This is a genomic window from Peribacillus sp. 05N428 (assembly GCF_056397085.1).
In genome coordinates this window covers 30877-52378 of the sequence record NZ_JBFTMS010000008.1, presented here as the reverse complement: position 1 = coordinate 52378, position 21502 = coordinate 30877, and the positions used below count along the sequence as shown (strand labels likewise).

Annotated in this window: 16 protein-coding genes and 1 riboswitch; of the genes, 9 read left to right on the top strand and 7 right to left on the bottom strand. The window is 39.2% G+C overall.

The features are described 5' to 3' along the window. The first annotated feature begins 4 nt into the window (after window positions 1-4). From AC1DIV_RS10215 to AC1DIV_RS10205, 3 genes are all read left to right on the top strand, one after another. Window positions 5-1165 carry a DegT/DnrJ/EryC1/StrS family aminotransferase gene (locus AC1DIV_RS10215; RefSeq protein WP_477576298.1) on the top strand — a complete coding sequence of 387 codons (1161 nt, stop codon included), beginning with the start codon at window positions 5-7 and terminating at the stop codon, window positions 1163-1165. A gap of 128 nt (window positions 1166-1293) precedes the next feature. Then, window positions 1294-1467: a hypothetical protein gene (locus tag AC1DIV_RS10210; RefSeq protein ID WP_202315312.1), complete on the top strand. Its 174-nt coding sequence runs from the start codon at window positions 1294-1296 to the stop codon at window positions 1465-1467. 950 nt (window positions 1468-2417) lie between these two features. After that, window positions 2418-3944, top strand: coding sequence for a BglG family transcription antiterminator (locus tag AC1DIV_RS10205; RefSeq protein ID WP_477576296.1), 1527 nt, complete (start codon window positions 2418-2420; stop codon window positions 3942-3944). Window positions 3945-4320: 376 nt separating this feature from the next. Here AC1DIV_RS10205 and AC1DIV_RS10200 read toward each other — a convergent pair whose 3' ends face one another. The 7 genes from AC1DIV_RS10200 to galU all read right to left on the bottom strand — a co-directional run bounded on the left by AC1DIV_RS10200 (window position 4321) and on the right by galU (window position 12189). Continuing rightward, on the bottom strand, window positions 4321-5547 hold the full coding sequence (locus AC1DIV_RS10200; protein WP_421161763.1) for a CynX/NimT family MFS transporter: 1227 nt from the start codon (window positions 5545-5547) through the stop codon (window positions 4321-4323). Between the two features lie 13 nt (window positions 5548-5560). Further along, window positions 5561-6238, bottom strand: coding sequence for a FadR/GntR family transcriptional regulator (locus AC1DIV_RS10195; RefSeq protein ID WP_340874708.1), 678 nt, complete (start codon window positions 6236-6238; stop codon window positions 5561-5563). Between the two features lie 1022 nt (window positions 6239-7260). Then, complete coding sequence (locus AC1DIV_RS10190; protein WP_477576294.1) at window positions 7261-8592, bottom strand: amino acid permease; 1332 nt, start codon at window positions 8590-8592, stop codon at window positions 7261-7263. 504 nt (window positions 8593-9096) lie between these two features. Beyond that, window positions 9097-9267: a hypothetical protein gene (locus tag AC1DIV_RS10185; protein ID WP_153246180.1), complete on the bottom strand. Its 171-nt coding sequence runs from the start codon at window positions 9265-9267 to the stop codon at window positions 9097-9099. A 72-nt stretch (window positions 9268-9339) separates the two neighbouring features. Then, window positions 9340-10734 (bottom strand): cytochrome P450, encoded by a 1395-nt coding sequence (locus AC1DIV_RS10180; protein ID WP_340874711.1) that lies wholly within the window; start codon window positions 10732-10734, stop codon window positions 9340-9342. 192 nt (window positions 10735-10926) lie between these two features. Continuing rightward, a complete protein-coding gene (locus AC1DIV_RS10175) occupies window positions 10927-11067 on the bottom strand; it encodes a hypothetical protein (protein ID WP_095391400.1) in 141 nt (46 codons plus the stop codon). A gap of 261 nt (window positions 11068-11328) precedes the next feature. After that, window positions 11329-12189: a UTP--glucose-1-phosphate uridylyltransferase GalU gene (gene galU, locus AC1DIV_RS10170; protein WP_340874714.1), complete on the bottom strand. Its 861-nt coding sequence runs from the start codon at window positions 12187-12189 to the stop codon at window positions 11329-11331. Between the two features lie 168 nt (window positions 12190-12357). On the opposite strand from galU, the gene AC1DIV_RS10165 reads away from it, so the two are divergent. From AC1DIV_RS10165 to AC1DIV_RS10140, 6 genes are all read left to right on the top strand, one after another. Next, window positions 12358-14022, top strand: coding sequence for a DUF6044 family protein (locus tag AC1DIV_RS10165; RefSeq protein WP_477576374.1), 1665 nt, complete (start codon window positions 12358-12360; stop codon window positions 14020-14022). 15 nt (window positions 14023-14037) lie between these two features. Continuing rightward, window positions 14038-15060, top strand: coding sequence for a glycosyltransferase family 2 protein (locus tag AC1DIV_RS10160; RefSeq protein WP_340874715.1), 1023 nt, complete (start codon window positions 14038-14040; stop codon window positions 15058-15060). Beyond that, on the top strand, window positions 15020-15475 hold the full coding sequence (locus AC1DIV_RS10155) for a GtrA family protein (RefSeq protein WP_340874717.1): 456 nt from the start codon (window positions 15020-15022) through the stop codon (window positions 15473-15475). Before AC1DIV_RS10160 ends, AC1DIV_RS10155 begins: the two co-directional genes overlap by 41 nt. Window positions 15476-15833: 358 nt before the next feature. Beyond that, a riboswitch (cyclic di-AMP (ydaO/yuaA leader) is annotated at window positions 15834-15979 on the top strand. 137 nt (window positions 15980-16116) lie between these two features. Next, complete coding sequence (locus AC1DIV_RS10150) at window positions 16117-17943, top strand: APC family permease (protein ID WP_477576292.1); 1827 nt, start codon at window positions 16117-16119, stop codon at window positions 17941-17943. A 940-nt stretch (window positions 17944-18883) separates the two neighbouring features. Then, window positions 18884-19597, top strand: coding sequence for a helix-turn-helix domain-containing protein (locus AC1DIV_RS10145; RefSeq protein ID WP_477576291.1), 714 nt, complete (start codon window positions 18884-18886; stop codon window positions 19595-19597). A gap of 193 nt (window positions 19598-19790) precedes the next feature. Next, window positions 19791-21263 carry an aldehyde dehydrogenase family protein gene (locus tag AC1DIV_RS10140; RefSeq protein WP_477576290.1) on the top strand — a complete coding sequence of 491 codons (1473 nt, stop codon included), beginning with the start codon at window positions 19791-19793 and terminating at the stop codon, window positions 21261-21263. The last annotated feature ends 239 nt before the right edge of the window (window positions 21264-21502 follow it).

Below are 21502 nucleotides of genomic sequence, written 5' to 3'. Positions count from 1 at the left end.
TGGGATGGAGAATAAAAGATTGTATCTTTCGCCTCCTCATATGAGTGGGAATGAACAAATGTACATTAGCCAAGCGTTCGAGACAAACTGGATAGCGCCACTAGGACCGAACGTAAAAGCTTTGGAAGAAGAGTTTGCTAAATATGCAGGCACTAAGGGGGCGTTGGCAGTAAGTTCAGGAACTGCAGCCATTCATTTGGCCTTGCAAGTATTGGGCGTCACCACTGGTGATACTGTATTCTGTTCTTCATTAACTTTTATAGCCAGTGCAAATCCTATCATCTATCAAGGTGCGAATCCTGTTTTTATTGATTCCGAATCTGATACATGGAATATGTCACCTAAGGCATTGGAACTGGCTTTGGAATATGCGAAGAAAAATCGGGAAATTCCAAAAGCTGTTATTTTGGTCCATCTATTTGGACAAAGTGCAAAGGTAGATGAGATCAAGGGCATTTGCGGGAAATATAAGGTTGCTTTAATAGAGGATGCGGCCGAATCTCTTGGAGGCACATACAAGGGGAGGCAAACGGGAGCGGTTGGTGATATAGGGATTTATTCGTTTAATGGAAATAAAATCATAACAACTTCTGGAGGGGGGATGCTGGTTTCAAATAACGAGGAATACTTACATAAGGCCCTCTTCCTATCTACACAAGCACGTGATCCAGCGCTTCATTATCAGCATAGCTCGATTGGATATAACTATCGTTTAAGCAATATTCTAGCTGGAATCGGCCGTGCCCAATTAGAAGTATTGGATGACCGTGTAAAAGTTCGGAGGGGGATTTTTGATCGGTATAAAAAATCGTTGGGGAACATACCTGGCATTACCTTCATGCCTGAATTAAAAGATACGATGGGCAATCGCTGGCTTACCGCATTAACAATAGACGACAATATCAATGGAGTACGATCCAGTGACGTGATTAATGCGTTAGAAGCAGGAAATATTGAATCCAGACCAGTATGGAAACCATTGCATTTGCAGCCTGTCTTTAAAAATGCAGCATTTTTTGCAGAAAGCGGTGATAAAAGCATTTCAAGTATGTTATTTGACCAAGGTTTATGTTTGCCGTCCGGTTCGGGTATGACTTGTGAAGATCAAGAGCGGGTCGTGGGAATTGTAAAGGAAGTACTTGAACCGTCCAAATTGGCCCGATGATTCTTTCGTCGTGTGATATGGGTCAATTCATTAAAGGAACTGTTTCATGCAGTCACATTTAGCAGATAAGCTAAACAGCCCGATATAAAAGTAACCTTCCTTACAATGAAAAGGAGGCAAACCAAAATATGAGAATTACATTTAAACAGATTTATCAAGATATCGACAATCTAGTGTGTTTAAGCAATAAACGAAATGGTTTGAATTTCAGAGAGATTGAGCTTACAAGAAAAAGGCTGGTTGAAAATATAAAAGCGATAGAGCTGCATACCATCATTTGTGATAAGGAGGATCCTGGATGAATTCCCCTATATCATCCTTATCTTTTGAAAATGATTTCATTTTTGGGGAGCGTTTTTAAATCTACATTAGAAATGAGCGTGCTTATGAAGATTGGTGATAAAGTGATTTATAAATCAAGGGAATATAAAATTATTTATATCTATAGAAATGATTTAAAAGTCGAGCTTCTCTCCTTTGATGCTAAGCATGAGATATTCGAATTAGCGCATATATCCCATTTGATAAAGACTGACCTGGCTTATGTAGAGAATCTACAAAAGGGGTCCACTTATGAAAATTGTTGAGTAGCGGTTGCAATTCTACACAGTCTTTTTCTTGATTCATTACATCAATATAAAGACGATGTATCTTAAATATTCTATTGAACCTTGTTGGGGAATGTATAAAAATTATGAATAATTTGTTCCTCCTCAATATGGATGTCTTCCATGAATTTAACTTTTCATTTTCAAAACCTCTTTACCGATTTTTTACATGGAGCACTGCTTTTGAGGCTTTGCTCATATAAATAGTAAGCACTGCATTCTTTTAAGGTGTATTTCTCTTTAATCCTCTATAAAAGAATGAGGTGTTTTTTTTGTCGGAACAAATGAAAGCTGTAAAGAAAACCATTATTGCTTAACGATTGATAATGCAAAAGAAATTGTTTCAAAAATGAAATGCGTCATTGTTAATTTGGGTTATTTATTTACTGCATCTTCATTTTAAACCTTACAACTACACATAGTTTGTTGATAGTATCCAACTGGTCATGCTTGTTACATCTAAGATAAGTTTCAATAATTGATTTTCACAAACCACATATGAAACGACGCAGGAATAAAATTATGGTAAATTCGGGTAGTAAGTAGTGTGTGTTTTCTGTTACTTTAAAAAAAGGCGTGGGGAAATCATAAATATTAGGCATTAATGCTCAATTCATATATTAATGGTTTTAATAAGAAAAGATATGAAAATCAATAAAGTTAAAGGTGATTTTATGAATCGATTTACTGACCGCTATTCAAAACTGCTGTATCATTTATTTTATGAGGATAACTGGTGTAGTTTAACAGTGCTATCAAAAAAAACTGGTTATTCGAAAAGCACATTATGGCGGGATATATTGCATATGAGTTCAAATCTTCCAACTGAATGGAAACTTGATAAGAATGAAATGCAGGGCGTAAGGTTAATGAAACCTAAAAACGGCACCTTAGAAGAGCTTTGGTTTCATCTTAAAAGTGAAAACACCTATTTTCAAACCTTGGAATTAATTCTTTTTAACAATGGAGTGACGATTAAATATATTACTCAAAAAGTACATATTAGTCGCTCCACAGTGTACCGACAGTTAGAAAAAATAGAAGAAGTATTAAAAAATGCCGAAGTTCAATTATCAAATAGTCCGTTTAAAATTGTTGGGGATGAAATAAAGATTAGAAGATTCATCATGCAGTATGTAGAGTATATGTCCGGCAATTTAAATGATTTTATTACTTCCTTTAATCTTAAGGAGTTTCAAGACACTTTATTGGAGCTATTGAAGGAACATTCAACTTCTTTACACATGGGTGCCATACAAAGACTAGCGATAATCCTTCATATCTCCAACATTCGAATAAATCATAATTGTTTTGTGACATTACCAAAAGTGGTTATAGATGAAAATGTTACATCCACAGCATTCGAAATATCAAAGAAACTATTTAAATTCATGGTGAAATGTCCAAATAGGGAGAAACAGATTTCTGAAATTTTATTTTTTTCTTTATATTTTATGAGCGAAGAAATGTCTTTAAATCGTACCCAAGAACTTCGGTACATTCGTTCCAAACTCAATTCGGATAGCGGTAAGCCTTTAGGTCAATTTTTAAGTAATCTATCAAAGAAAATTGGGCTGGATGTTTCTCAGGATGATATTTTCATGTACGAATTTGCACAAACTCTTCGTGGGATATCGTTTGACTTACAGTTAAAAACGGATACGAGAATAAATAATATTTTACAATTCGTTCCTTATTTTGAGAATAATGAGTTATTTGTAATCATTGACGAAATAGCACAATACATATCGGATGAATTTGCTATTTCTTTTGAAAATATAGAAATATTAGAGATATTCATGTTGGTACAAGCTTCAATTTTAAGAAAACAAAACCAAATGGTTATAGAGACTGCATTAATTTGCCGATCATATGTAGAGAAAGATTATATTCGTGAGATATTAAAACATCATTTCGGAAACAAGCTAAATATTTATGTAATGGATTTTTCCGATATAGACTCACTTTTCAGAAAAAATGGGTTTGATATCTTAATAACCACAGATTTAGGGCAGTTAATTAATATTGAACACATTCCTGTATATAAAGTTTCTTCATTTCCAACTCCCTCTGAATTAAAAGAAATCAAGATGTTCACTCGAAAGAATTTCATTGATCGGTATGGTTTAAATCCTAATATTTTATATCCATTTGAAGAAGACAATGATTGATATGATTGATATAAGTCTTAAGGCATTTATTCACTTTGTACTTACCCCACTGATAAAGAACCGTAATATGCAGCAAATAAATTTACCTCCTCTAAGCCTAGGTCATTTCTTTTTCTCCAAATGGAGAAGGTGAAACTTTCTTATCTGACAGAGTTAAAGGTTGATAATTTTTACTAAAGATAAGGGAGCCGCGAAATGACCAAAGCGAGAACGCCATATATTCCTTCTCTATTTAAACCACAGACCACTCTCTTTATTCGAAATTAAAAACACGGAATAGGAACCTGTCTTACCGCTATCAGTGGCTGGTATGTAAATGGCCCCGGTACAATACCGGGGCCATGGCCGTTTAGGACCTTTTATATCTTTACTGGCTTTATTGAGTCGTTACATATTCATTATTTCCTGCACGCATTCCAACAATGAAAATAAGTGCCGATATAGCGGCCAACATCAGTAAGGGAAGAGTCCAGCTGTGGGTAATGTCATGAAGCAATCCGAATAATACCGGTCCAATGGCAGCTAAGAGGTACCCGAATGATTGTGCCATTCCTGATAATTCAGTCGCTTCATGGGTGCTTTGTGTTCGAAGACTAAAGAACATCATCGATAAACTGAATATGGTTCCGACTCCAATCCCAATCAATATCATGCATACTGGGATGAAGAGAGTGCTTCCGGATAATATGCCGAATATCCCTGATATAAGGAAGATGACAGGCGGGACCACTAACAGACGCTGACTTTGTAAGCGTCCAGCTAAAATTGGCACAAGGAATGTTATGGGAATGACTGCAAGCTGCATGATGGATAGCATCCAGCCAGCTTCATCAGCATTCAGGCCTTTTTGCTCCAGGATTTCAGGCATCCAGGTAATTACTGTATAGAAAATAAACGATTGCAAACCCATGAAGAATGTAATCTGCCAGGCTAAACCAGAACGCCATAAGTTAATCTTTTTATCCTTTTGCGCCGTTTGTACATCCTTACCTGAGTTGAATGGCCGTCTTAATTGCGGCATCCATAAGAAAACTGTAATAAGTGATAAAATCCCCCAACATCCAAGGGCACCAGCCCATCCCAATCCGGATGAAGAAGCAAGGGGAATGCTGATCCCAGAACCTATTGCGCCGCATAAATTCATGGAAACAGCATAGGTTCCTGTCATCAAACCGATGTTCCTGGCAAAGTTATGTTTAATCAGACTGGGTAACAAAACATTGCCTATTGCAATGGCTAACCCGATTAAAATGGTCCCTATGAACAATGTCGGCACTCCGCCAACTGAGCGTATCCCAATTCCGATCGTTAATAATACCAAGGAAAGGAAAAGTGTAAGCTCCATTCCAAAACGCCGTGCTATCCTTGGTGCAAACGGTGATAATAAAGCGAAGGAAAGCAAAGGCAATGTCGTTAATGATCCTGATAATGTATTGGAAATCCCCAAGTTATCACGGATCGAAGTGACAAGGGGTCCAACCGATGTTAAGGGAGCCCTCAGATTTGCCCCAAGAAGAATGATTCCGATGATGAGCAGTCCTACTCTGGGTTTAATATCCATTTTTCTTTGTTCTAGTTGATTTGCCGCTTGATGAATGCCCATAATCTCCTCCTTACTACTCTAAAGATTTTTTGAATTGTGCAATGTATTCATTCACTGTTTCGATTGACCGGTTCACATCTTGTTCGATGATGGCATCTATAAGTTTGCAATGAATGTTCAAATGAAAGTTCACATCAGAACTCATCTCCACTATCTGATGGATGGATTCATGCAGGGAGTGTTCCATATGCTCGTACAAATCAATCAATAAATCATTATGTGATGAAACCATAATCGATTTATGTAACTGTATATCCGCTTCTTCGTAGGCCTTGATATCCTTTGCTTCGGCAGCTCTACTGCATGCTGATATATGAAACCGCAATTGTTCTATATCTTCTTGATTACGTCTTAATGCCGCTAACTGAGCTCCTTCTCTTTCAAGGGCATGACGGACCTCTAACGTTTCTAATATACTTGACTGCTGGATCCTTCTTTCAATTGCAGCCCCCAAGGCACTTGATGACCTTACGAATGTCCCCTTTCCTTGTTTTGTTACTAAAAGCCCTGCATAAACAAGTGATCGTACAGCTTCCCTTAATGTATTTCTGCTTACATCGAACTGTTGGATCAAATCCATTTCAGGGGGAATTTGATTTCCTATTTTCCATTCACCTGATTCGATTAACGATTCGATTTGGGAAACCACTTGCTCTACAAGTGATAAGCGATTTGTTTTAGATATGGTCAAGATACACACCTCGAATTTGTAGGATGATTGGTTCATTGGTTATTTTAACATATGTATGTTGAAAATGAGTATATTCTTGAAAAAATTGCAGTTGATTTCAGAAATCCGCTCCCTTTCCGCCGACTGTCTGCCAAGCCTCCTCGGCGCAAGCGTCTGCGGGGTCTCGGCTAGCCAGTTATTCGGCAGGAGTGTCGCAAATTTCTTCAATCCAATAAGGATTACAAGAAAAAAACATGAAGGATAAACTTATCTTAAACATGCTTCGGGATGAGACCAACTCTCAGTTTTTCTTTGAAAAAGTTGCAGTTGATTTCAGAAATCCGCTCCCTTTCCGCCGACTGTCTGCCAAGCCTCCTCGGCGCAAGCGCCTGCGGGGTCTCGGCTAGCCAGTTATTCGGCAGGAGTGTCGCAAATTTCTTCAATCCAATAAGGATTACAGGAAAAAGCATGTAGGATAAACTAATCTTAAACATACTTCGGGATGAGACCAACCTCAGTTTTTCTTTGAAAAAATTGCAGTTGGTTTCAAAAATCCGTCCCTTTCCGCCGACTGTCTGCCAAGCCTCCTCGGCGCAAGCGCCTGCGGGGTCTCGGCTAGCCAGTTATTCGGCAGGAGTGTCGCAAATTTCTTCAATCCAATAAGGATTACAAGAAAAAAACATGAAGGATAAACTTATCTTAAACATGCTTCGGGATGAGACCAACCTCAGTTTTTCTTTGAAAAAAATTGCAGTTGATTTCAGAAATCCGTTCCCTTTCCATCGTCGGTGTTAGAGTATTCCGATTCTCCTTTGTTATTAGTTTGTAGACAAAAGGTGTTATTTCTTTTAAAACAAAGTTGATTGGAGGGGTGTTCGAGACTCCTGCGGGAAAAGGTGCCGAGGAGGCCTCCGGACCGCCCGCGGTCAGTGGAAATCGACGTCCAATCTGTACTGGCACTAAAAAGACTGAAGGCAAACCCGACTTTCATCGAGTTTGCCTTCAGTCTGAAATCCCTAATAAAATTCAGGGGGATAATATTTCTATTTTTTTTGTTTGACAATAAATGAGAGAAGGATGAATATCACTAACGTGACAAGACATACTGTAGTCCCGATGATGTTTTGCTTATTAAAGAGAAATGCCAAAAAGATAATGCTTAAAGCCGTGATGGCTAATATAGTTGTATATGGGTACCATTTTACCCGGAATCCTGGTTTGCCAGTGTATTGCTTACGCAGTTTCAATTGCGCGGAACAAATACTGATCCACAATAATAAAACCGTGAATCCAGGAATGGCCATAAGGTAGCTTAAAATCAGGTCGGGATACAAATAGGATAAAAACACACCAGCCAATATGCATAATATAGTTAAAAATATACCATTTAGCGGGATACCCTTTTTCGTTGTTTTTAAAAATGCCTTGGGCGCTTCCCCGTTCTGGGAAAGAGTGAACAGTGTCCTTGAGGTAGCGTATATACCTGAATTTGCAGCTGATAAGACAGCGGTTAAAAGAACGAAATTCATGATATCGGCGGCTCCGGGAAGACCAGATAAGCTGAAAACCTGAACGAAAGGACTTACTTCAGTGCTTACTTGGTTCCAAGGTATTACTCCGCAAATGATAAGTATCGGCAAGACATAGAAAAGAATCACCCGCCATACTGTTCCTTTTATGATTTTTGGTATGACTCGCTGACTATCCTTTGTTTCCGTGACGGCTACACCAATTAATTCTGCACCCCCATATGAAAACATGACCACTAAAAGTGCACTTAACATTCCGTCAATTCCTTGGGGGAAAAAACCGCCATGTTCCGTGTAATTAGAAAATGAAGCCGAACTAGGAAAGAGTCCTAGCATGATCAAAGCTCCTAAAATGATAAAAGCAATTAAGGTTATTATTTTAATTCCTGCGAACCAAAATTCGAGTTCTCCATAGTATTTTACTTGAAACAAATTAATTCCTATTATTACTGAAGCGCAAAATATGCTTAACAGCCATAATGGTACTGTAGGAAACCAATATTGTAGGAAACTGCCGGCTGCGACTATTTCTACAATGATTACGATAATCCAATTGAACCAATAGAGCCATCCGACAATGAAGGATAGTTGAAACCCAAAAGCTTTATTAATGAGATGTTGGACGTTCATATTAGGAAAAGCGGTTGCCATCTCCCCTAATGCGGCCATTACAATGAATAACAATAGCCCCCCAATTAAATAGGCTATTACAACACTTGGGCCTGCCATATTTAATGTATCGGAACTCCCTTTAAAAATCCCCGTTCCTATCATTCCGGCTAAAGCAATGAACTGGACATGCCTCGGCAATAGGCCCTTTTTTAGATCTTGATGAGTCTTCTCCATTATATTCATGCCTTTCTTTCATAATTTTAATAAAATAGTCTATCAGTAAAACTTAAAAGTTTCTTCTATTATTGAACGCTTTCACGTGCTAAAGTACTATATTAATATATCATGAATCGGAAAAAAGTCAATTTAGGCCGGTGAACGGGAATGGATTTCCAACCGGCGAAGAAGGTTATCTAAAAATATTGGTTTTTATTAAATAATCAAAGAAAAAAACTGCTAGGTGATTTTTTAGGATGAATTGGCAATTCTTCATTCTTTAAAATACCTATTGAAAAGAGAGAAATATAATTCTGTTTAATGGCATTATTACTGGCATTTGTTTCGTAGATGGAATCAGTTTCAGTACTTAATAGTCGTAGTCGCTTAGTTTATCCTATCAGGATTGTTGCAGCCAGCATTTGCGGCTGCGGGGGCCAGGGTTATGGAACATACTGCAGAATAACAAAAAACCGACCTTTCAAGGTCGGTTTTTCTTTAATATAAGGTACGAAGCGGAAACTATCCGTTCCCATATGAAAAGGGGAGCGGCGCCTGTAGGTATTCGGTTTCTTGTTTCGGTTCAATTTCGCTTAAAAATTGCAGATAACCGGTATATACCTGCGAAGCCATTCCTAAATAGTGCAATTCAGTGTGGATGATTCCCTTTCGTGGTGAATGGAGCAAATACATTTTTTCATCCCTCCTTTCTAAAAGGATAGGCCAGTTATTACAACGATATTTATTAGGAAAAAACCCCTATTACTAAAAATTGGATGCACCAGGTTCAAAGGCTTCTGCAGTTCTTTCTTCTAACACCATGCGCAGTCCATTCTTGGGTCTGAGTGTAAGGGAGGGAAGGGGAGTTACTTCATGATGGTCAGGTGCAAGCTTTATCCTATATCGCTTTACAATGCAGGCCAGGACAAACACTGCTTCCATCATGGCAAAGTGATTGCCAATACAAACCCGCGGCCCTCCGCCAAATGGAAAGTAAGCGAACGCAGGCAGGCTTTTCAAAAAGTTATTTTCAAATCGCTCAGGGATAAATGATTCCGGTTGATCAAAATGCTCTGGGTTATGCTGCATCACATAAGAACTTATTAGTATCATATCGCCTTTTTTAAAGCGATATCCTCCTATTGTGACATCCTCCGTCACATCACGGGATAAGATATACAGTGGCGGGTAAAAGCGAAGTGTTTCATGAATGATATTTTGAGTGTATTGTAATTTCATGAAATCTTCAGGCTTGGGTGTCCGTTGACCGATTATGCTATTGACTTCATTGAAAAGCTTGGCTTGAATTTCCGGATGCTTCGAAAGTGCATACAGTGCCCAGGAAAGAGCATTTGCTGTCGTTTCATGACCGGCAAGAAAAATAGTCATTAATTCATCACGGACCTGATGGCTTGTCATGCCTAACCCGTCGTCGGCATCACGGGCGTCCATCAAGATCCCTAGCATGTCTTCATGTTTTTCTGTGTCGTTCTTCCGTTTTTCAATAATGCCGTAAATCACTTTATCAAGCCTTTGTATCGCCTTTTTATATTCACGGTTGATTTTAGTCGGTACCCATAATGGCATACGGAAAATCTTTCTCATCCTTTTGACTGTTATTCTCAATGCAGTTTCCAGAGGTTTCCCAACGATTTCATATCCATCCTTGAATTCCATGCTGAACATGGTCTTGCTGATTATCCCGAGAGTGATGTTCATCATATCCTTCGTTATAATCCGTTCATCATCATGTTGCCAAGTTGATATATAATCCATTGTGATATCAATCATATCCTTGGCGTATTGGCTGATATGAGTCTTTTTGAAAGAGGGTTGGATAAGCCTTCTCTGTCGCATATGAAAGTCTTTTTCGCTTGTAAGCAGACCTTCACCGATAAGCGGTTTTAAAAGATTGAAGTCCTTGGATTTGACGAAAGATTGTTGTTTTGTTACAAGTATTTGTTTGATTAGATCAGGATTTAAAACGTGATAAACATTTTGGAATGGTCCTAAACGGAATTTAGCGACTTCCCCATATTCCTTGGACAATCGGGTCAGAAACCCAATCGGATCTGTTTGAAACTCTTTTGTATGTCCGGAAACCAGCCTTCCTTTTGGAACCATTTGAGAAGTGCGGAAGACATCATCAGCGTGGCTCAATGAAGTTTTTCCCCTTTCTTTAAAATACTTACATGTAATCATTCTATGAGGATAAGCTAAATTGGTTTGGACAAGTCGTTAAAGAAAGGGCGGATAATTCTATTGAAGAAATAAAGTTACAGAGAAAAGACTCTGGATGAATATAGCCAGAGTTTTTCATGAGAGCTTTAGATTAATGAAGGGGGATTCAATTCAACTTCTTTCATCATCGCCCCCATGTTGGAAACGATCATTTTTTTCATTGATGGGCCCGCCAAATTGTGCATTGATTTCCTTAACCACTTGATCTAAAAATTCATCAGATATTATTGGATTATTGGTTTTATTGTGCATGTGTTTCTCTACAATCCTTTCTGGATATCGTGTTTTGGAACATTCATGAAGGATACGTTATCAACATAACCTCACTTATAGAAAACTATTCTTTCTCTGTTCAACTTTTTCTGCTGTAACATTTTACGGAAGCATAAACGGTTATATTTCACTTGGAGGATTATGGTAATTGGATCATTTTACAACCAAAGGGGTCAATCCGATGTGGAAATAACCCAATCACCTCTTATTGGTAATTGGGCATGGTCTATATTAACTTCATTAAGGAAACAACTGCCTTAAATATTTTATTAGCTGATCACGAAGTTCAGGTCGTTTCATGGCGAAATCTATTGAAGCTTGAAGGAAGCCGAATTTATCGCCTACGTCATAACGATTTCCCTCGATGATATACGAATATAATGGTTCCTTTTCTAACAAAAGGTCTAAAGCTTCGGTAAGCTGGATCTCCCCCTTACGATCAGGCTTTACGTTTTCAAGGATTTCAAAAATCGCAGGTGATAAAATATATCGGCCAATTATCGCCTGTGTTGATGGTGCATCCTCCACTTTTGGCTTTTCCACTAAGTTTCTTACCAGAAATAAATCCTCATATCGTTCTTGGAAGTTTACGATCCCATACTTGGAGACATCGGCTGGTGACACTTCCTTACTTCCGATAATGCTCGCTCGTACCTTGTTATACCGTTCCATTAACTGCTTCAAAGCTGGAACCTGGCTATCCACGATATCGTCCCCTAACAGGACGGCAAAAGGTTCGTCTCCGATAAAAGTTTTGGCACATAAAACTGCATGACCCAGACCTAAAGGTTCCTTTTGTCTTACATAGTGGATATCGACCATGTTGGAAATGTTCTCCACGATCTTAAGCAGATCATTTTGACCTTTCATTTGCAGAAGCATTTCAAGCTCAATCGATTTATCGAAATGATCTTCGATGGCACGTTTGTTTTTACCCGTAACGATGATAATATCCGTAATCCCTGATTGTACCGCTTCTTCGATAATATATTGAATGGTCGGCTTATCGACAATCGGCAGCATTTCCTTTGGTTGAGCTTTCGTAGCAGGCAAAAATCGTGTTCCTAAACCGGCTGCTGGAATCACCGCTTTCCTTATCATAGCCCAGCCCCTTTTTAAGGTTCTTTTATATGCTTATTGCATTTTATGTGGTCATTGGTTGACCTATATCAAAATAGGTTAAAATAAATCCCTTAAAAAGAATAGATTTACCTTCGAAGCCAAATATTATGGATATATGAATTTAATCAAGAGGTGGATATTTTGCCAATTGAAAATCAAGAGAGAAAACAAATCCTTTTTGCCTTACTCATCATTGTTTTATATCTTTCCCCCTTAATCATCCTTGGAGAAAATGCGCATATTCGCGTACATGATAATTTGGATTCCAACCTTGCCTGGTATAAAGTCCTTTCAGAAAGCGGTGAGTTATTCGGTGCAATTGACGCCAGAATTCCGCAGATTATGAATGGCCTGCCCCGTAATGCTTTTGGCAGTGAGTTCAGTATTATCGTGTGGCTTCATGCTCTTTTTCCGACAATGGTTGCTTATGCAATAAGCCAGGCATTAACAAGGTTTATTGCATTCTTTGGTATGTATATCTTATTGAAAAAACATTTGGTTACAGGAAGACTATCAGGTTGGATTAGGGTTGGAACATCCTTAGCCTTTGCCCTTACCCCATTTTGGCCATCGGGAATGCTCAGTACACTTGGGATGCCTTTAGCCCTTTGGGCTTTTTTGAATATCCGCAGCAAGGATCATTCTTGGAAGAATTATTTGGTCCTTACACTTTTACCGCTTTATTCAAGCATCGTACTTGGCTTTTTCTTTTTCCTTGTTGCAATGGGTTTTCTTTGGCTAACGGATGTAATCAGGGGAAAAGGGTGGAATATAAAGTTTCTTCTTTCGATCGTTTATATGACCGTCATTTTTGGTTTGGTGGAGTATCGTTTGGTCGCTTCATTCATTTTTGATTCGGAGCCAAACAGCAGAGATGAATATTTTCACGCAAGGCTGCCGCTCGATTGGGTCGTTAAGCTTACTTTCAAAAATTTCGTTCTTGGACATACGCATGTCATGACTGTACATGCTCTTATCATCCTGCCGATTACAGTCTTTGCCCTTTATATTATTCTGACCAAAAAACTGTGGAGACAGGAGAAGGTATATGTTTTTTTATTCGGCTTGAATTTTATGCTCTCAGCGTGGTACGCATTTTGGTTTTATAAAGGCTGGCTTCCTTTAACGGAAAGGTTCCATACCCTGGATACCTTTAATTTTGCCAGATTTCACTTTTTAAGGCCGATGGTAATTTACTTAGGGTTTGCCCTCGCGATAAAAATCATTTGGGAACACAGCGACTATGCTAAGAAAACCCTTTCTATTTTCATCGCCATTCAAATTCTGATTTTAATGGGTTTTAATGAAGAGATCACTCACAATAAAAAACCCTCTTTTAAAGAGTTCTATTCAGAAAGCCTTTTTCAGGAAATAAAAGATCATATAGACCGTCCACAAGAAGAGTATCGTGTTGCCAGCATTGGGCTGCATCCCGCAATCGCTCAATATAATGGATTTTACACGCTCGATAGCTATAACAATTTTTATCCGCTTTCTTACAAACATCAATTTCGTCAAATAATTGAAAACGAATTGGCTAAGAATAAAAACATCAGAATCTACTTTGATGAATGGGGAGGACGTTGTTACCTGTTTACCGATGAGCTTGGGAAGCATTATATGTTCAAGAAAGGCTCGAAGAAAGAGCTGGAAAATTTGGACCTCAACATGGATGCGTTTAAAGGATTAGGCGGTACGTATATATTTTCTGCCATCCCAATCAACAACGCGAAGGAAAACGGATTGCTGCTGGATAGGGTTTTTACGAAAAAAGGAAGCGTATGGAAAATTCATTTATACAGAGTCATGTGAAAAGGGGGGAATAGAATGAATTCACCGATTGTAACGATTGTTGTACCTTGTTATAACGAAGAAAGCGTTTTGCAGGAAACCATTTCCCAGCTTTGTGGATTGATGAGGGGGTTGGTCGATGAAAATGTTGTTTCCGGTCAAAGTAAAATTTTGTTGGTCGATGATGGGAGCAAGGATCAAACTTGGAGGATCATTTACAAAGAAACGATTAATAATGAATATGTTCGCGGGCTAAAGCTTTCCCGGAATGCTGGACATCAAAATGCACTTCTGGCTGGGTTGTTTACAGCCAAGGAAGCCTCAGATTGTGTGATTTCCATTGATGCAGATTTACAGGATGATATTCAAGTCATCCCGGAATTCATTCGGAAATTCAATGAAGGATGTGAAATCGTATATGGTGTCCGCCAGAAAAGGGACCTTGATTCATTCTTTAAACGAACATCTGCAACAGGTTTTTATAAATTGATGAACAAGATGGGGGTCAACCTTGTCTATAATCATGCCGATTTCCGGCTAATGAGCAAAAGGGCGATCACGGAGTTGGAACGTTTTGATGAAACGAATCTTTTTTTGCGGGGGATTGTACCGCTCATTGGGTTTAAGACGGACTCTGTTTATTATGACCGTAAAGAAAGATTGGCTGGGGAAACGAAATATCCATTTAAGAAGATGGTTGCTTTTGCGCTTGATGGCATTACTTCTTTTTCAGTTACACCGATCCGGCTGGTATTATGGCTAGGATGTCTTTCCTTTTTCATTAGCTTACTCTTTGGGTCTTACTTTTTATGGTTGAAATTTTATGGGCAGACCGAAACTGGATGGACCTCATTGATCACCTCCATATGGTTGATCGGTGGACTACAGTTGATTGCTGTCGGCTTGATTGGGGAGTATATAGGTAAAATCTATAATGAATCCAAACGCCGACCTAAATATATTGTTGATCTTGATCTATTTAATCCGCTCGATTTAAAAAAACGGGAGCAACTAGACAATGAACGGAACAGTATTGAAAAACTATCTAAAACAAACTAACTCCTTTATCCGCTTTTTATTGGTTGGAATAGTCAATACAGCGGTTGGACTTTCCATCATGCTTTTTCTCATGAATGTTCTTGAATTATCTTACTGGATCTCCACCTTTATCGGCAATGGTACGGGAGCTATAACGAGTTTTCTTTTGAACAGGACTTTTACCTTTAAAAGCGATATAGAATGGCGTCGAGGAGTTGCCCGTTTCTTTTGCGTCATCCTGATTTGTTATTCCGCCGCTTATTCTATAGGCCAAGCCATTGCAGAATCACTGGAAGGAACCGTTCATTTATCCATACAACAAAATTTGGCTGTTCTGATAGGAACAATTTTTTATACAGTGCTTAACTATCTTGGCCAGAAATACTTTGTCTTTAAAAAAAGCAATTTGAGGCCAATTCAAGAAGGAAGGAACTGATTAGCGTAGATCAGTGGAATAATGCCCCCGATTGGACGGGAATTAATAATGGAATCGGAAAGAGAAAATTCTGATTTAATGACTATCCAAGCTGGGGCAGATCTGTTTTACTTGATCCATCACGTTTCATGTGGTGATCATTTTTCCTTTTTGGAAATGTATCTTTTGTTCATTGTCCTCTTTAATATCCCTTTTAGACGTTTACTTTCCTCCTTTACTACCTTCGAATCATGTGTATGCATGACTTTTGTTATATAAGTCAAGAATAAAGCCTCGTTTATAAATAATAATTCTATTTCTGTGCAAAATTTTCATTTACTTTTCCATTTCACGGGAGTATGATAATCAACAGTTTCATATTTCTAAATCGCTTAAACCTTATGGTGCGGGGGACCCGTTATTGGGATTGTTTTTACAATCCAAGGGGTGAATCCTTTAAAAGGTAGGGCTACTCTTAGGTCCGAATCCGACAGCTAACCTCGTAAGCGTTATATGAGAAGGAAGGTGGAGCTTGTTAGACAAAAAAATTGATGTCTACAGGTCTATTTAGCTATGACTTGTAGGCATTTTTGTGTTCCGTCTCGTTTTTTGCTACAGCTGGGAAACATAAACTTATAAATTAAACTGGTGGTGAATTCTTAATGTTATCTTCTATAAAGAGGTTCTTGATCGGGAGACCTTTAAAATCGAATGCACTTGGTGAACAAAAGCTTAATAAAACAAAGGCGTTGGCGATATTATCTTCCGATGCTTTGTCTTCGGTTGCATATGGGCCGGAGCAAATATTGATTGTCCTGATCACGGTCGGTGCTGCGGCATTCTGGTATTCAATCCCCATCGCGATTGGAGTATTGATCCTGTTAACCGCTTTGATTTTGTCCTACAGACAAATCATTTTCGCTTATCCACATGGCGGGGGAGCCTATGTGGTTTCAAAAAACAATTTAGGTGTCAATCCAGGGTTGATAGCTGGAGGATCCTTATTGGTCGATTATATATTAACTGTCGCGGTAAGTGTTTCTGCTGGTACGGATGCCATCACGTCCGCTTTTCCCGGCCTGCATGATTATAATGTCCTCATAGCCATTATTTTCGTCATCCTACTTACTATCTTGAATCTTAGGGGGGTTACGGAATCGGCCTCTGTCTTGGCCTATCCGGTGTACCTATTCGTTTTAGCCTTGTTCATCTTGATTGGGGTTGGAATTTACAAGATTCTGACGGGAGGAGTCTCACCGGAATTGCATACGTCAATCGGGACTCCGGTAGCCGGCATCAGTTTATTTATACTGCTAAGAGCATTTGCATCAGGAAGCTCCGCATTGACAGGAGTCGAAGCGATTTCCAATGCAATCCCGAACTTTAAAGATCCAGCACCGAATAATGCTGCGAAAACATTAGTAGCGATGGGTTCCTTACTAGCTGTTTTGTTTTCGGGAATCGTATTCTTAGCCTATTATTTAAGCATTGTTCCTAGCGCAGAGGTAACGGTCGTCTCCCAGATTGCTGAAGGGATCTTTGGACGGAATTTCATGTATTTCTTCATTCAAGGTACAACTGCATTGATCTTGATACTTGCGGCAAATACTGGATATTCGGCTTTCCCTTTGCTTGCGGTAAATCTGGCGAAGGATAAATTCATACCAAGGGCGTTTACGATCAGAGGGGACCGTTTAGGGTATTCCAATGGAATTATCATACTTGGACTTGCATCCATCATCTTGATAGTCGCATTTGAAGGACATACGGAAAATCTCATTCCGCTTTATGCGGTTGGTGTATTCATCCCATTTACTTTATCCCAGACAGGGATGATTGTTAAATGGATTCGCGAAAAGCCAAAAGGCTGGATGATGAAATTAACCATTAATTCAATTGGTGCCATAATTAGCTTTATCGTCACGATGATATTCTTTTTAACCAAATTTAGTCAGGTTTGGCCTGTTTTGATTTTTTTACCTATCATCATTTTAATTTTTCATCGAATTAGAAATCATTATGAAGCAGTTGGAGACCAACTAAGGATTACAACATGTGAGCCGATCTTACCAATTGAAGGAAATATCATCATTGTACCTGTTGCGGGTATAACTCATGTGGTTGAGAACTCTTTAAATTATGCGAAATCTCTATCTGCACATCAGGTCATTGCCGTTTATGTCGCTTTTGAAAGAGATGATGAAAAGAAATTCGAAGAAAAATGGAAAAAATGGCAGCCGGATGTAAGGCTCGTTACACTGAATTCTTATTACAGAAGTATCATTCAGCCACTAACTAAATTTGTGGATACAGTAGAACATAAGGCTAGTGAATCCAATTATAAAGTTACGGTGATCATCCCCCAATTCATTCCGAAGAAGGGCTGGCACAATATACTTCATAACCAATCAAGTTTACTGATTCGCGCTTACTTACTTTATAAAAGAAATGTGGTTGTTACGACAGTGCCATATCATTTAAAGAAGTAAGTTCCATATCTTATAGAACAGAATGTAGACAAATTCGATTTTCATCGAGTTTGTCTACATTTTTTTCTTTTTAAAAAAGTTGCAGTTGGTATCAGGAAATCCGTTACTTTCCGTCGATACTCTGCCAAGCCTCCTTGCCGAAAGCGTCTGTGGTGTCTTGGCTAGTCAGTTATCCGCGTGAGTGCCGCTAATTTCTTCAATCCATTAAGGATTATAAAACAGTAAAAACCATTGATAACCAAGTCTAATTAAAAGTTTTGATTCCGGTTCCATCTGAATTATAAAACAAAGTTGATTGGAACGTAAGGTGCGAGACTCCTGCGGGAAAAGCGTGTCCAAGTGAGACCCCGCAGGCGCATAGGCGCCGAGGAGGCTCACGGACCGCCCGCGGAAAGCGAGTGCCTGGAGTGGAAATCAACGTTGCAGTTGGTATCAGGAAATCCGTTCCTTCCCGCCAACAGTCTGCCAAGCCTCCTCCCGCAATCATCTGTGGTATTGACCATTCCGAACTCTTTTGTTTATAAACTGTGCGAGCCTTGACTACGGTTTGCTTTTTTTATTTTCACAGTTCTGTAAGTTGGATATTGTTTTAAATCTTTCAGTCAAAAGGGATTTGGAAATACTTGTCGAAAATTATAAAAACAACGCTCATATTGATAATGGCCAGGGGTGGGAAGAATGATGAACGGCTCTCCTGACCCGTGTAGTGATGCGGATGACCACTCAGCCAATCGATTACTGTAGTAATTGGGGCAAATGCAAGCTTATTGCAGTGGTAAAAAGGCTTTGGTGACAGTGTAATATAAAAGGAGCGTGATGGTAGCTGAGAATCATTCAGAGTTTCAATAACTTCGACTATTTTCCATTCCAACCGGAATTCGAGATTCTATCAGATTATTATATAGAATATAAACAAAGAAATTCTGACCATTCCACTACATTGTTCTATCAATTTAAAATCAATCGGGATTTAATGAATCCAATGTCCGTCATTCCGGATGGGTGCATCGACATATTATTTTATTGCGATCCCGAAAGACCTTCCGCAGATGTGTACGGGACTGTCCTCAAGTACAAAACGATAAATTTTCAGGCTAATTGTGAATATTTCGGTGTGAGGTTTATGCCTAAGCAGGAAACCCAGCATTTTAAATATTCCATGAAGGAGGTGATCGATCGCCAAATTCCTTTAGCTGATATGTTAAAAATTGAACCTACCATTATGGAAAGGTTAATAACTGAACGGGATTTTCATAGAAGAATAAAGCTGTTCAAAGAAGAAATAGGGATTAATATTTTTACGTGTAACGGTTTGCCGGCAATTATAGAATATTCCTTGAACAAAATATATTCTTCTAAAGGAAATGTAAATATGAATCAATTAGCTGCTGAGACCGGATACTCTACAAGATACTTGCGAAAGCAATTCGATGCCCATGTAGGGATGCCGCCTAAATTATTCAGCCAAATAGTGAGGTTCCAAAACTCCCTGCATATGTTATTGAATAAACAGGCCTTTACAGTTTGGGATGTGATTAATGAGAATGGGTATTTTGATCAATCACATTTAATTAATGAATTTAAAAAATTTGGTTATCTGACTCCTACTGAATTCATCGATGCCGTTTCAAAGAAATCTTCAAACCCAATATAACGTTCTTGTTATATAGTGATTACATTTGAAGGATCCCGTTCATGGTGACGAGGATCTTTTTTGTTTGGTTTTAATGCACGAAAAATATTCTGAATGTTCCGTTTTTTACAATAAAAAAATGGTGCGCAGCCTTATTGTATTAATAGATATGTGTTTGTTGTTTGGAGATTTTAACTAGAAAGGGGAAACGATGATGGGGAAAAACTATCGATTGTTCATTGATGGGAGATGGGTTGATTCAATATCTGGAAGAACATTTGAATCACTTAATCCTGCAACAGATGAAGTGAATGCTGTAGTTGCCGAGGCAGGTCCGGAAGATGTTAATTTAGCGGTAAAAGCTGCACGAAGGGCGTTTGAATCTGGCCCGTGGGCTGAAATGGCACCGGGGGATAGAGGGAGGTTACTGAATAAAGTGGCACAGGCACTGTGGGAGAAAGCCGATATGCTTGCCGAGGTCGAATCACAAGATAACGGGCTGCCAATCAATGAAACAAAATTCATTGCGATGCCAGCCATGATAGATGTACTCGAATTTTATGCGGGATTAGCCAATAAAGTCCAGGGAAGTACCCTTGCCTCTCCCAATAACCGGTTCAATTATACCTTGAAGGAGCCAATCGGTGTCATTGGGGCCATAGTGCCTTGGAACTTTCCGCTTATGCTGACGATGTGGAAGCTTGCCCCTGCTTTAGCGGCAGGCAATACGATTGTGATAAAACCAGCTGAGCAAACTCCTGTAAGCATTCTGGAATTGGTTAAAATCTTTCAAGAAGTCGGAATTCCAGATGGAGTCATCAATGTCATTCCTGGATACGGGAAGATAGCGGGTGATGCCCTCTCCTCCCATCCTGACGTCGATAAAATCGCTTTTACGGGTTCAACTAATACTGGCCGCCTAATCATGCAGGCAGCAAGTAAGAACTTAAAACCAATTAGCCTTGAATTAGGGGGGAAATCACCAAATATAATTTTTGATGATGCTTCCATTGAGAATGCAGTGAATGGATCCATGTTTGGTATCTTCTTTGCACAAGGTCAAGTATGCGCCTCGGGTACAAGACTTTTTGTGCAGGAAAGCATATATGATCGATTCATGGAATCATTCGTGAAGAAAGCACGATCCATCCGTGTAGGGAATCCTTTAGACCATACGACCCAAATGGGACCGCAGGTTTCCTTGCAGCAACTTGACAAAATTCAACAATATGTAGCGGCCGGTCTGGAACAGGGAGCTAATCTTGTCATGGGAGGAGAAAGAAACACGGAGGCAGGAAATGGATATTTCTTTACGCCCACTGTTTTTGAGAACGTTACCAATGATATGACAATTGCCCGCGAAGAAATTTTTGGACCGGTTTTGTCGGTTATCAAGTTCAAAGATGAAGAGGATGCATTGAACAAGGCAAATGACAGTTTGTATGGATTGGCTGCAGGTCTATGGACCAATGATTTAAAACGGGCGCACCGGATGGTAAGGGGGTTAAAAGCGGGGACGGTGTATGTGAACACGTTTAGCATGCTTGATAGTGCAGCACCTTTTGGCGGCAGGAAGCAAAGCGGTTTCGGAAGGGAACTGGGCATCCAAGCGATGGATATGTACACGGAAACAAAAAATGTGTGGATCGATTTGAATGAGCAGGGCTTGAACTGGTATGGAGTTTAAGGGCAGGGACGCGTCCTCATGGGCAGCTTGATTGAGTTGGATTTCCAGCTATCCGCTTGATAAATCGGTATGAGTGGGATGTGTTACTGATATTGGCTATCTTCATCATATTGAATATGTTGGGACAAAGAGTCAACACCAGTTTTCGGGAAAGATGGCGGTAGGCAAATAAAATTTTTGCACTTTATGCACGAGGCAGTTCGAGGGGAAGTTTACTTAATGGATAGAATGATATTTTA

Coding starts and splice junctions, on each gene's coding strand:
- AC1DIV_RS10215 (WP_477576298.1), top strand. CDS start 5: ATGGAGAATAAAAGATTGTATCTTTCGCCTCCTCATATGAGTGGGAAT.
- AC1DIV_RS10210 (WP_202315312.1), top strand. CDS start 1,294: ATGAGAATTACATTTAAACAGATTTATCAAGATATCGACAATCTAGTG.
- AC1DIV_RS10205 (WP_477576296.1), top strand. CDS start 2,418: ATGAAAATCAATAAAGTTAAAGGTGATTTTATGAATCGATTTACTGAC.
- AC1DIV_RS10200 (WP_421161763.1), bottom strand. CDS start 5,547: ATGGGCATTCATCAAGCGGCAAATCAACTAGAACAAAGAAAAATGGAT.
- AC1DIV_RS10190 (WP_477576294.1), bottom strand. CDS start 8,592: ATGGAGAAGACTCATCAAGATCTAAAAAAGGGCCTATTGCCGAGGCAT.
- AC1DIV_RS10185 (WP_153246180.1), bottom strand. CDS start 9,267: ATGTATTTGCTCCATTCACCACGAAAGGGAATCATCCACACTGAATTG.
- AC1DIV_RS10175 (WP_095391400.1), bottom strand. CDS start 11,067: ATGCACAATAAAACCAATAATCCAATAATATCTGATGAATTTTTAGAT.
- galU (WP_340874714.1), bottom strand. CDS start 12,189: ATGATAAGGAAAGCGGTGATTCCAGCAGCCGGTTTAGGAACACGATTT.
- AC1DIV_RS10160 (WP_340874715.1), top strand. CDS start 14,038: ATGAATTCACCGATTGTAACGATTGTTGTACCTTGTTATAACGAAGAA.
- AC1DIV_RS10155 (WP_340874717.1), top strand. CDS start 15,020: ATGAACGGAACAGTATTGAAAAACTATCTAAAACAAACTAACTCCTTT.
- AC1DIV_RS10150 (WP_477576292.1), top strand. CDS start 16,117: ATGTTATCTTCTATAAAGAGGTTCTTGATCGGGAGACCTTTAAAATCG.
- AC1DIV_RS10140 (WP_477576290.1), top strand. CDS start 19,791: ATGGGGAAAAACTATCGATTGTTCATTGATGGGAGATGGGTTGATTCA.